12 protein-coding genes and 1 pseudogene are annotated in these 11791 nt (G+C 40.8%); all 13 read right to left on the bottom strand.

Translation table 11 applies throughout. From position 1 onward, the window contains the following. Window positions 1–53: 53 nt before the first annotated feature. A complete protein-coding gene (gene recO, locus AC1D69_RS00405; protein ID WP_495454186.1) occupies window positions 54–809 on the bottom strand; it encodes a DNA repair protein RecO in 756 nt (251 codons plus the stop codon). 33 nt (window positions 810–842) lie between these two features. After that, window positions 843–989: a YqzL family protein gene (locus AC1D69_RS00400; protein ID WP_495454185.1), complete on the bottom strand. Its 147-nt coding sequence runs from the start codon at window positions 987–989 to the stop codon at window positions 843–845. A 104-nt stretch (window positions 990–1093) separates the two neighbouring features. Beyond that, window positions 1094–1990: a GTPase Era gene (gene era, locus AC1D69_RS00395; RefSeq protein ID WP_495454184.1), complete on the bottom strand. Its 897-nt coding sequence runs from the start codon at window positions 1988–1990 to the stop codon at window positions 1094–1096. Between the two features lie 52 nt (window positions 1991–2042). Next, a pseudogene (locus AC1D69_RS00390) lies at window positions 2043–2459 on the bottom strand (cytidine deaminase); the annotation flags it as partial. Window positions 2460–2618: 159 nt separating this feature from the next. Continuing rightward, window positions 2619–2987, bottom strand: a complete 369-nt coding sequence (locus AC1D69_RS00385; protein WP_495454183.1) for a diacylglycerol kinase family protein — start codon at window positions 2985–2987, stop codon at window positions 2619–2621. Further along, window positions 2987–3484: an rRNA maturation RNase YbeY gene (gene ybeY / locus AC1D69_RS00380; RefSeq protein WP_495454182.1), complete on the bottom strand. Its 498-nt coding sequence runs from the start codon at window positions 3482–3484 to the stop codon at window positions 2987–2989. Before ybeY ends, AC1D69_RS00385 begins: the two co-directional genes overlap by 1 nt. Window positions 3485–3487: 3 nt before the next feature. After that, window positions 3488–5755: an HD family phosphohydrolase gene (locus tag AC1D69_RS00375; RefSeq protein ID WP_495454181.1), complete on the bottom strand. Its 2268-nt coding sequence runs from the start codon at window positions 5753–5755 to the stop codon at window positions 3488–3490. A gap of 14 nt (window positions 5756–5769) precedes the next feature. Continuing rightward, complete coding sequence (locus AC1D69_RS00370) at window positions 5770–6714, bottom strand: PhoH family protein (protein ID WP_495454180.1); 945 nt, start codon at window positions 6712–6714, stop codon at window positions 5770–5772. Window positions 6715–6747: 33 nt separating this feature from the next. Then, window positions 6748–7941, bottom strand: coding sequence for a sporulation protein YqfD (gene yqfD, locus AC1D69_RS00365; RefSeq protein ID WP_495454179.1), 1194 nt, complete (start codon window positions 7939–7941; stop codon window positions 6748–6750). Continuing rightward, the gene (yqfC, locus tag AC1D69_RS00360; RefSeq protein WP_495454178.1) at window positions 7938–8231 is read right to left on the bottom strand and encodes a sporulation protein YqfC; all 294 of its coding nucleotides are present in this window, start codon (window positions 8229–8231) and stop codon (window positions 7938–7940) included. The genes yqfD and yqfC overlap by 4 nt, the downstream gene beginning before the upstream one ends. A gap of 450 nt (window positions 8232–8681) precedes the next feature. After that, the gene (locus AC1D69_RS00355) at window positions 8682–9233 is read right to left on the bottom strand and encodes a YqfB family membrane protein (protein WP_495454177.1); all 552 of its coding nucleotides are present in this window, start codon (window positions 9231–9233) and stop codon (window positions 8682–8684) included. Between the two features lie 22 nt (window positions 9234–9255). After that, window positions 9256–10254 (bottom strand): flotillin-like protein FloA, encoded by a 999-nt coding sequence (gene floA / locus AC1D69_RS00350; protein WP_495454176.1) that lies wholly within the window; start codon window positions 10252–10254, stop codon window positions 9256–9258. Between the two features lie 68 nt (window positions 10255–10322). Further along, the gene (locus tag AC1D69_RS00345) at window positions 10323–11693 is read right to left on the bottom strand and encodes an NfeD family protein (protein WP_495454175.1); all 1371 of its coding nucleotides are present in this window, start codon (window positions 11691–11693) and stop codon (window positions 10323–10325) included. Between the last annotated feature and the right edge of the window lie 98 nt (window positions 11694–11791).

Genomic DNA, 11791 nt, shown 5'->3' with positions numbered 1-11791 from the left:
ATGACAATATTAAATATAATCTTATAATATACTAATAGATATTGTCCCATTCGTCAAATTTCATATTTATCCATTTGATCAAGGAAATTTCTGGACTTTAAATTTACACCTAACTGCATATCGATAAATGACCTCATTATCATTTTTAATTCCAGCTTGGTTTCTTGCTTCACATCAATATTCCCAAGTTTTCTTAGATCTAATCGTTCGAATAACCGCAATAATTTTAGAGCACGAGGTGTAATTTTCATTGCTTGTGGATCAAGATGACGACAATACTTACATAATACCCCACCAAGTCGAGGACTGATCAGTAGGTCATCATCCGCTCGTGATTCTCCACAAGAGATACAGGTATTCAACTCTGGTGCATAACCCGCAGTCTGTAACATTTTCATTTCATATACGTTGAGTATGATTCCAGGATCTTTTCCTTCTTCCAAAGCAACAAGACAAGCTTTTAACTGATGAAACCAGAAGCTTCCTGTCTCCTCATCTAGGAGAATTCGATCAAGTAACTCACAGGCATATGACGCATAAGCTGCCATATAAAGATCTCCACGTAATCGATAATGGGATTCTGTAATTTCGCCTGCATTTAAAGTACCTAGCCCCGTACCATTTCGAAAAAAAATATACTCACCTATTGTAAATAGCTGCGTTAAAGCAGCATGTCGGCTCTTTACCTTCTTTGCGCCACGAACAAGCACTCCTATTTTCCCCGTGTTTTCGGTGCAAAGCGTAATGATTTTGTTCCCCTCACCGTAGTCCATGCTGCGGATGACAATCCCTTCCACCCTGTAAAGCATGCATCTTCCCCCAACCATTCACGGAGCAGCCAATCATTCGTTCTCTTCATAATCAACCATCTCTTCCACCACAATATCTGTTGCAAACACTTGATTTGGAGTGCCACCTGCTTCTTTAAATAACAAATAAGCATCAACATCTCCAGTCATCGCAAAATACTTCCACGAAAAATCTCGCATACGTATTCATCCTTTCCTTGGGAAATGCATCTGCATCTTCAATAATAGGATGTGCGTTGTACGATGATATATGTGTTGCAATTCCTGCCAACCGATATTAAGTATTAACTTTCGCGGTGAAATCCTAGATCACGAAGAACTCGATCTTGATTGCGCCAATCTTTTTTAACTTTAACCCATATTTCTAAGAAGATTTTGGACCCTAATAAGTTCTGGATATCATGACGTGCTAATTGTCCAATTTCTTTCAACATGGCTCCTTGCTTCCCAATAATGATACCCTTCTGTGAGCTTCTTTCTACAAAGATAACAGCACCGATATGTACCACACCATTGTCTTGTACTTTCATATCCTCAATCATTACCGCGATGGAGTGAGGAATCTCTTCTCTTGTTAAATGGAGTATTTTCTCACGAATCAATTCCGCACAAACGAATTGCTCAGGGTGATCTGTGATCTGATCTGCAGGATAATACTGAGGTCCCTCAGGTAAATACTTTTCCAATTCCTTCAACAAGGTACTGACATTATTTCCATTCTTCGCAGATACAGGGATAATCTCAGCAAAATCATAGAGCTTACGGTACCCCTCAATAAGAGGTAGTAATGCTTGTGGCTCAATCCGGTCAATTTTGTTTAGTACAAGAATAATTGGAGTACGGACATTCTTAAGTTGCTCCACAATGTAACGATCACCGCCACCCATTCCTTCAGAAGCATCCACTAGGAACAAGACAGCCTCTACTTCACCTAGTGTATTCAGTGCAGTCTGATTCATGAGGTCACCAAGCTTAGATTGACGTTTGTGTATTCCAGGTGTATCTAGAAATACAATCTGGTTATGATCCGTTGTGTATACGCCATGGATTTTGTTGCGTGTAGTCTGTGGTTTGTCTGACATGATCGCAATCTTCTGTCCAATCACTTGATTCATTAACGTTGATTTACCTACATTAGGTCTTCCAACGATTCCTACGAAACCTGATTTAAATTTTGCCATTTACTTGTTGTCCCCCTAAAAATGGTACTCTGTACTTTTAATTATCATTCGATTATTTACTGACATTGTCTAGATCCGATGGACCAAAAGAATCTGGTAATAACTCACGAACGCTCGTTTCGCGAATATCACCTTTTAAATTACCTAGTATAACTAGCATGTCCAGTCCACACAGTTCTACCATCACTTGACGGCAGACACCACATGGTGCAACAGGCCCTTCTGTATCTGCAACAACGGCTATAGCCTTGAAGCTACGCGCTTGATGACCGTTCGCTATAGCACTGAACATCGCTGTTCGTTCAGCACAGTTTGTAGGACTATAAGCAGCATTCTCAATATTACATCCATGATGTACCTGTCCATCGCTGTCCAATAATGCAGCACCTACACCAAAGTGTGAGTATGGGATATATGCTTTTTCTCGAGCTTTCATAGCTTCTTTAAGCAATGTTGCTGAATCCATGTGACACCTCCTAAAAGTTTTTGAGCGTTCCCTCTTGTTATACTCCGAAAAAACTACTTCGAAAGCATCTACCTAGTTTTTGAGCGTTACCTCATGTTTATACTCCGAAAAAACTCACTTCGAAAGCATCTACTTAGTTTTTGAACGTTCCCTCGATATATGTTATCCCCCAAACAACTCCACAAGGGGTCTGTAGAATACCACAATACCTACAACTACTGCAAAAGCCGCAGTAAGAAGCACAGCTCCTGCGGCAGTATCTTTGGCAGCCTTAGCCAAAGGACGAATATCCAGAGATACGAGATCTACAACAGCTTCCAGAGCTGTATTAAACATCTCCGCAGTGATCACTAAGGTAATAGCAAGAAGCAGAAACAACCATCGCATAGGCGATACCTGTAAAACAGCAGCAGCTATAATAACAATTAGGGCAGCAACCCCATGTACCTTCATGTTTCTCTGAGTAGTCATCGCATATTTAATACCTTCCGACGCATAACCAAATGAGGATAGGAAGGATTTCTTTACCATTATCGATTCAACCCCACTTGAACCAGAACAGCCTCTTGTTTACCCATCATTTCATCTTCAGCAGCTTGATCTTGGTGATCGTAACCAAGCAAGTGCAGAAATCCATGAACAAACAAAAACCCAATTTCGCGTTCTAGGGAATGACCGAACTCTTCACTTTGAAGTTTGGCACGGGGAATTGAAATGATAATATCACCCAACACCTCAGGAACTTCTTCCATTTTCTCTCCCTCTTCTAATGCATAGACAATTTCAAGCTCATCATCTATCGTATCATTCATCGCAAAAGAAAGTACATCTGTAGGTCGATCAATCCCGCGGTAGTCACGATTCAATTCATGGATCTGTTCATCATCCACAAATGTAAGGGCAACCTCTCCATCCATTACGCCTTCAGCTTCTCCCGCCTTCTGTAGTGCAGATTCAAGCAAAGTAATTAAAGATTCCTGAATTTCATATTCCGACTGCTCGTTACTCCAAGCCAGTTGTAGACTCATATATTAAACGCCCTTTCTGTTATCTTCTTCAGATATCTTCGTAGTCTTCTTTATTTCTTCGGGGTATTCAATTCTAGAGTGGAATATTCCCATGACGCTTTCTTTCATCGTTTTACTGATAATATCCAGTTCCTTTAACGTCAGGTCACACTCATTAAACTGATGATCATCCATCCGACTCTTAATTATTTTCTCTATCATAGTCTCAACCTGCTCGACCGTAGGATTCCGCAAAGAACGTACTGCAGCCTCGACACTATCAGCAATACCTACGATAGCAGATTCTTTAGATTGGGCTTTAGGACCAGGATAACGGAAATCAAACTCCGTAAATTCAGGCTCTATACCTTGTTCTTCTGCTTTCTTCAGTGCTTTGTGATAAAAGAAATGTAGGAACGTCGTTCCATGATGCTGTTCTGCAATATCCCGAATCAGCTTCGGTAACTTATAATCTTTTAACATCTCTACACCATCTCTAGCATGCGCAATGATAATCGATTTGCTGAGCTTCGGATCTAGTGAATCATGGGGATTCTCCATATGGTTCTGATTCTCAATGAAATAGCTAGGTCTCTTTGTTTTCCCAATATCATGGTAGTATGAACCAACTCTACATAACAGTCCATTCGCACCAATAGCCTCTGCAGCAGCTTCCGAGAGATTCCCCACCATCACACTATGATGATAAGTACCCGGAGTCTCAGTTAGCAACTTACGTAATAAAGGGTGGTTAGGATTAGATAGTTCAACTAGCTTCAATGCGGATAGAATTCCGAACGTTGCTTCAAAAAATGGCATTAGCCCTATGACCAATACTGCTGTTAGCAACCCACCAGCAAATGCAAAGGCTATCGTGTATAGCGTTTGGATCTGACTCCATTCCTTGCCATCGATTAAGATCATAACAAATACAAGAATGGAACCAACCAAACTTGCCATGATCCCACCTTTTAGTAAGGTAGAACGTTGACTTGCCTTATGAATTGCCGAAATAGCAACGTAAGAAACGGTCATCGTAAAGAATCCAAAATGAAAATCAAATATTTCTCCTTGATTAACATTTAATATCACACTTGCCAATATACTAAATATCATAGTGCAAAAGAAAGCAAGAGACATATCCATAAGCAATGACACTAAAATTGCACCTAGTGCTACTGGAGCAATATAACCAATATAGGGATGGACACTATTTTGTACTATACTTACCAGATTCATGGACAGAACCGTAATAGCAAAAATAAGGCCAAGCATAAGAAGCTGTGAATTATTATATTTATATTTATTCGTGTTCATACTAGATTGACGAATAAACATATGTAGTCCAGCTACCAACAATAGGGATAACATCAATAACCCTAGCTGTGGCCAATAGTTAACCTCGTTCTTAAGTAACTTATTATCGTCTAATAGAGCGTATAGCTCTTCCGTAATAAGCTGCCCTTTGCTCACTAGTACGTCACCCTGGTTAATAAAAACTGTATTTGTATCCTCTCGAGCTTGTACTTGAGCTTCTTTGGTCTCTTCCTCATCGTAAAATTTATTTGCCGTGAGCGTCAACCGTGCAATTTCTTGGACGACTTCACGAGGTATACGATTACTTAGAGAGCTTGTACTAACGGCTTCCGCCACTTTAGCTCTAACGGTCTGCGCATCCACTACCTGATCATTACTTAACTTAGAAACAATCTCACGAGCTACGGGCTTCATCGCTTGAATATCTTCACTTGTAAGACGAGGCATCTTAATAAACGTCTCATCTGGAATGCGATAGACTTGTTCACTAATGACCCGTACCATTTCGTTTAATAGATTATCGGAATAGGCGCCTGAGCTTCGGCTACTGTTCACGAAGTTCTGAACAAAGTCTTCTGCTCTTTGTGGAATTTCTTGCCGATAGATTGCAACTTTATCCTGATTCGAAACCTGATCATCTTGGTTAAGTCGATCTATTCGATCCAAAATTTGAAGTACTAATGTATCATTTCGAAGCGGAATAATATTATAAATCGGTTGTACTTGCTCGGCTGCCTTTTCTTGCGCCTTTAACGTTGCTTTGCTGTTGGGAATTTGCCCCTGTGCTATTATTTCCTTTTCACTATAAGAACCGAGCCGTATATCATAGCGTTGAGGTAATATTTTGGGTGCAAGTGTAAAGTAAATTAACACAACTATAAATAAAAACAGAGTATAGCGTGTCAACACGCTATACTTGTAGCTTGCATTTTTGTATAAAAATGATTTGCCAGATGGCGTTTCCTTCGAGTCCATAGAGTTAATCCCCTCTATCCTTGATTTTCTGCAGCTCGATCGTAGGCAACAATGATTTTTTGGACTAATGAATGACGTACAACATCTTGTTCTGAGAAATAAACAAAACCGATCTCATCAATCGAGCTTAGTATAGTATTAGCTTCAACTAGACCAGATTTCTTGCCTCTTGGCAAGTCAATCTGTGTAACGTCACCTGTTATGACCATCTTCGAGCCGAATCCGAGTCGAGTCAGGAACATTTTCATTTGTTCAGGTGTTGTATTCTGAGCTTCATCTAGAATGATAAATGCATCGTCAAGTGTTCGACCACGCATATATGCCAGCGGTGCAATTTCAATAAGTCCACGTTCTAAGGCTTTCGCAGTCTGGTCAGGTCCCATTACATCAAATAAAGCATCGTATAGTGGGCGTAGATATGGATCTACTTTCTCCTGTAAATCACCTGGTAAGAACCCTAAGTTCTCCCCTGCTTCCACAGCTGGTCGAGTCAGAACAATTCGCTTAACTGATCCTTCTTTTAATGCAGCAACCGCTAATACAACAGCTAAATATGTCTTCCCCGTCCCCGCAGGACCAATCGCAAACACAATATCTCGTTTCTTAATCGTCGTCACATAATGCTTTTGACCAATCGTTTTGACCCGTATAGGTTTTCCACGGAAGGTTGTAGTTATTTCACCCTTAAACAAATCTAATAACTGATCTGCTCTAAAGTCCTTTGCTAAATCTATAGCATAACTCACATCGCGTTCCGTTAAAACGTAACCGTTGCGTACTAATTGTAATAGCACATCGAATAACTGTTCCAGCATTTGGACCTCTCGGTCCCCACCACGTATTGTAATTTCGGCTTCACGCGAATCAATATTTGCGGGAATTTCTGCCTCGATCATTTTAAGAAAAATATCCTGTGGACCAAATACAGCTAGTCCTTCTCCTGCGCTCTGAAATGACATCTTTATACTGTGTATATTCTCTGACAAATAGCCTCATTCTCCTTGGTTATATACTATAGGTAACTCTTCAGCAATTTTTTCCTCTACTTCAAAAAGAACCTTCATATAAACTTTACCATTCTCTTTCTTCTCATGCAAAATTTTTCGACTAATAATTTGTGAATCATTTCCGTATTTCGCTATAATATCACGGATTGCGCCTTCAATTCCTTGTTTTTTTGCTTCTTCTATTGTGATTTCTTCACTTCGTTCTTCAATCTCCATCACATGTTCCGTCATCCAACCCATAGGTAATTTCGTTGATCTCCAAGATAGAGGATCTTGTTCTGTGACAACTTCATATTTAGCGTATGGAACTTTACCATATCCCCATAATTGGATGCCACGGTTGCCTAGGACAAGATAACTCTTATCCTTACTTTCCCCAGTGTATACTTTATGCTTCTGAACAGTGGGTACCTCAATGGTATACTCATGCCATACTAGCCCCATTACATCCCCTTTGGCAACAACAGATTGAGAATTCTCAGTATCTCCTAATAACCCGGAGATCAAGACCTGTCCCTTTTTAACACGACTGTTCTTCGCAACCAAAGGTCGACCTTGTTCTGCATAAATACTAGTGATCACAGCATCTGTCCTGCTAATTAAGTGTCTTGGACTGAGAAGTGGCTTCGTCTCTGGAAGAGCGGACTCAACGACTTGAATTGTAATTGTAGTCCCTTTACGATCGACTCCAACCCATGCTGTTCCTGGTAATTTTCTATTCATTTGCTGTGAGAGCTCGTCCAAATGTTGCAACCGACCAACCCATTGTAGCGGGTATATTCCCTCTTGCTTAGCTACAAGTAACACATCATCCGTAGCAATTCTAACATTTCCGACCACTTTGACATCCCATATTAGAGACGACAAGAGAAACAGAATGGCGAAAAAGGCAACGATTCCCACTGCAAAAAACTTACGTTTCTTTAACTTTAACATCTCAAAGGGGAAACCTATCCTTTTATTTACATGCGCACGGCAGCCTGTCCGCTTCAAGATAGGGCGGAGAGCATAGAAGTCTGACAATAGCACCTTCATATCAGCAGTCTGTAATGGAGTTGGTTTAACATCCCACACCGGAATGCCCATCTGGGTCAAGGTATTAATAAAAGATTCCAGATGTCCATTCCTAACTGTAATTTCGACATATCCACGCCAGTAGACTAATGTTGGAATTTTCAATGACTCTCCTCCGTTTCTATGTATTTTATATGGGTAACCGTTCCTTCTATTAGCACTTCCTTAGGTAAAATAGAACGAATCACAAGCTCTGATCCCTCTATCTCAAGCGATCCCTGACTAAGGGAAAGAATCAACTTCTCAGGTGAGAAATGAATGACCCCATTATGATTTTCAATAAACAGTTCTTTGTTACCGACCAAGGTTAACCGTGGTAGATTAAACACAATATCCTGGGGCAAATCTAGTTTTTCATATGTCCAATTTCGAAGTTTACGGCTGATCCGGGTCATACGAAGGTCTTCCCCCTTCCTGTACTCTAAACCATATGCGGGGAACACTATTTTTATGAAAGCAATTCCTCGTGGATACGTTAAAAAAGACTGCAATTACCGAGGGAACTGAAAAAGTCCATACATTGTCATGTATAATATCGTCGTTCCAAAAGATAACATGATGCTTCGAATCATAACTGGTTCACCATCCCTTTGTTATGCCTGGATAATGGTCGGATTGCTGTGCCACCTATAAATGTTCAAACATATTGCTCTTTACAGGAGCACAGTAGGGGTTATACGAGCTCATCTTTACACTTACATGTGTAGTGTTCAAATCCCTACAGAATGGCAGGGAGACGGCAGGAGAGCCTTTGAATTGATATCTAAACACAACAAAACCCAACCTTTAGTGAACAAGGTTGGGTTTTGTTGTGTTCTTTATGACAATCACCAAATCTATCTCATTTAAGATTTGCGATGATTATACGAACGTTTAGCACGTGGAGGTCCTAATATCTCTGACCAAATAATACCGTTTGCGGCTTGACGTGATATGTCTGAAGCATATGAGCGCTTCGATTCCTCATCAGAGTTATCATAAGCATTCCACTCTGTCGAGGTAGGCGCCGAGATTTTATCCAGAGCAGCGGTGACACGATCAATGTCCTTTTGCATGTCATCATTTCGACTCTGCATCGAATCCTCATACATCTGAGAGACGCCTTCACCACTCACATCGTATTCAGGGATATCCATCACATTACGACTATCCGATTCATGTAGCGTCGGCTGCATATTCCTTGGGGTGTAAACTTCCTGTTGGTTACGATTCTCCGTTTCCATTCTTTCGTTGGAATCATCGTTATCTTGAGAAGGTCTAGGTCGCAATGAACGTTCGGCTCCCCCTCCAAATGTAGGCATATTACTAGGGCTCTCATTTGATTTCGTTTTCCCTTTGTTCATTACCGCAGATATAATCCCAAATGCGACAACAACAAGTGGCCAAATATATTCCATGGGATACATCATCCCTTACATATTATTTTTTGGGATTGTTCGGACTATCTCCATTTTCTCCCATTTTACCAAGCGATCCTCTCATTTGAGTGTCCGCTTCGATATTCTTATAGTTCATATAGTCCATAACTCCAAGTTGTCCTGAACGTAACGCTTCTGCCATTGCTAGAGGAACATCGGATTCAGACTCCACAACTTTCGCTCTCATCTCTATAACGCGAGCCTTCATTTCCTGTTCTTGTGCTACTGCCATTGCGCGACGTTCTTCCGCCTTAGCTTGGGCAATCCGTTTATCAGCCTCAGCTTGTTCTGTCTGCAGATAAGCACCAATATTCTTACCTACATCCACATCTGCAATATCTATGGATAAGATTTCAAATGCCGTTCCTGCATCTAGCCCTTTTGAAAGAACGGTACGTGAGATCATATCTGGATTCTCTAAGACATCTTTATGAGAATCACTCGAACCAACCGTAGTTACAATACCTTCACCAACACGGGCAATAATTGTTTCTTCACCCGCACCACCAACCAATCGGTCGATATTCGCACGTACAGTAACACGCGCTTTAACTTTTACTTCAATTCCGTTTCTAGCTACTGCAGCTACAATCGGGGTCTCAATTACACGTGGATTAACACTCATCTGAACCGCTTGAAGCACATCGCGACCCGCTAAGTCGATAGCTGCTGCACGTTCGAATTCCAATGGAATGTTCGCACGTTGTGCTGCAATCAGTGCATTAACTACACGGTCTACATTACCACCAGCGAGATAATGGCTTTCCAATTGATTAATATCAAGTCCTAGACCCGCTTTGGTAGCTTTGATCATAGGATTTACAATTCTGCTTGGTGTTACACGACGAAGTCTCATCGCAACGAGTGTAATGATACTAATACGCACTCCCGATGATAGTGCTGCAATCCATAGCATTACAGGAAAAAAGCTAAAGAATACACTTAACACAATGATTGCGACTACCACAATCAACAAAATAGGAATTAATGTTGCGTCCATAGATTACTTATCCCCCAAGATTCATATTTATCACATAGCCATTGGCTATGATATGACACGATACTAAATTATTTCCCAATAGCTTTAACAACAATACGTGACCCTTCTACCTTTACCACACAAATCGCCGTATTGTTTGCAATAAACTCACCATCTGTGACGACGTCAACCCGTTCACCCTCAATCATAACCATTCCAGCTGGTCGTAACGGGGTGACACTGATACCTTCTTTAGCTAGCAAGTTATCTTTGCTTAAAACAGGTATATAACCCTTCTCTTTCGTTAAGGAGTCACTGAGAATAAATCGATTCCACACGCCACGTTTCTTGAAGACGATAGCCACGATAATGATAACTATCAATGCGCACACACTAGCAACTCCCAGTGATAACGCCACATGGGATGTACTATAAGCAGCGCGTACCACACCAACAATGAGACTGGCAGATCCAAGCAAACCTAGAATTCCGAAGCTTGGTACGAACAACTCAAGAACCAACATAATAATCCCAACGATAAAGAGTACCCATGTCTCAGACCCAGCAAATCCTGCAACATAATTACCAAAGAAATAAAGGACAAACCCTATGATGCCCAGAATACCAGGCACTCCGAATCCAGGAACAATGATTTCTATAATGACGCCAGCTATTCCCATAAACAGAAGTAAAGCCATTACCATCGGACTCGTCAAAAATTCAGCAAGTTTCTCTGCACCTGATTGCTCAACATGAAATATATCATCCGTTGAGTAACCCATCCAAGATACGACTTCTTCCGTCGTTGTAGCAATTGTATCTGCATAGCCAACTTTCAACGCCTGTTCGCTAGTCAGTGAGATAATCTCGCCTTTTTCCTTGGTATCGTTAATTTCGGGCATCTCAACAACCATATTGACATCTGTCATCCCTTGAGCAATCTTAGGATTACGCTTACTAACCTCAGCTGCACCAGACATCAGTGATTTCCAGTACGCCACTAATTTAGGATCCTCGATTCGTTTCCCTGTAATACCGTCGACTAACGCAGCAGCACCGATCATACTTCCAGGAGCCATCGCTATTTTATTGGCATTTAACGCGATGTAACTTCCTGCCGAAGCAGCATCCCCATGAATATATGCGACCGTAGGAATTTTACTGTTTCGTATAATATCAACAATATTATGAGCAGTATCTATTCTTCCTCCAGGCGTGTTAATCTCCAATACAATAAGGGACGCATCCATTTCTGTCGCTTCTTTGAAGCCTCGCTCCATGAATTTCTGAAGCCCTCTTTCAATATCTTGATCAACAGGAATGATGTATACCGAACCGGATTTGGGCTCTGAAGTCGATACAGACGTTGCTAGTACGGTTTCACCTAAAACAGGAAGAATCAGTGATATAACTAGTAGATTCAAGACAAAAAGAGAACATATTTTTTTAATTTTATTCAAATAATTCCCTCCTTTCCTTCATAATCAAAACCAAATTTTCCCCATATTATGTACTAAACTTATAAGTCTTACTACGTTCTACCCCTAAAGAGGTTTCA

The sequence above is a fragment of the Paenibacillus sp. Y301 genome, from assembly GCF_059445505.1.
Note: the sequence above shows the minus strand (reverse complement) of the source record. Positions and strands in the feature narration are given on the sequence as shown.

Coding starts and splice junctions, on each gene's coding strand:
- era (WP_495454184.1), bottom strand. CDS start 1,990: ATGGCAAAATTTAAATCAGGTTTCGTAGGAATCGTTGGAAGACCTAAT.
- AC1D69_RS00375 (WP_495454181.1), bottom strand. CDS start 5,755: ATGGACTCGAAGGAAACGCCATCTGGCAAATCATTTTTATACAAAAAT.
- AC1D69_RS00385 (WP_495454183.1), bottom strand. CDS start 2,987: ATGGTAAAGAAATCCTTCCTATCCTCATTTGGTTATGCGTCGGAAGGT.
- yqfC (WP_495454178.1), bottom strand. CDS start 8,231: ATGACCCGGATCAGCCGTAAACTTCGAAATTGGACATATGAAAAACTA.
- floA (WP_495454176.1), bottom strand. CDS start 10,254: ATGGACGCAACATTAATTCCTATTTTGTTGATTGTGGTAGTCGCAATC.
- AC1D69_RS00400 (WP_495454185.1), bottom strand. CDS start 989: ATGCGAGATTTTTCGTGGAAGTATTTTGCGATGACTGGAGATGTTGAT.
- AC1D69_RS00355 (WP_495454177.1), bottom strand. CDS start 9,233: ATGGAATATATTTGGCCACTTGTTGTTGTCGCATTTGGGATTATATCT.
- ybeY (WP_495454182.1), bottom strand. CDS start 3,484: ATGAGTCTACAACTGGCTTGGAGTAACGAGCAGTCGGAATATGAAATT.
- recO (WP_495454186.1), bottom strand. CDS start 809: ATGCTTTACAGGGTGGAAGGGATTGTCATCCGCAGCATGGACTACGGT.
- AC1D69_RS00370 (WP_495454180.1), bottom strand. CDS start 6,714: ATGTCATTTCAGAGCGCAGGAGAAGGACTAGCTGTATTTGGTCCACAG.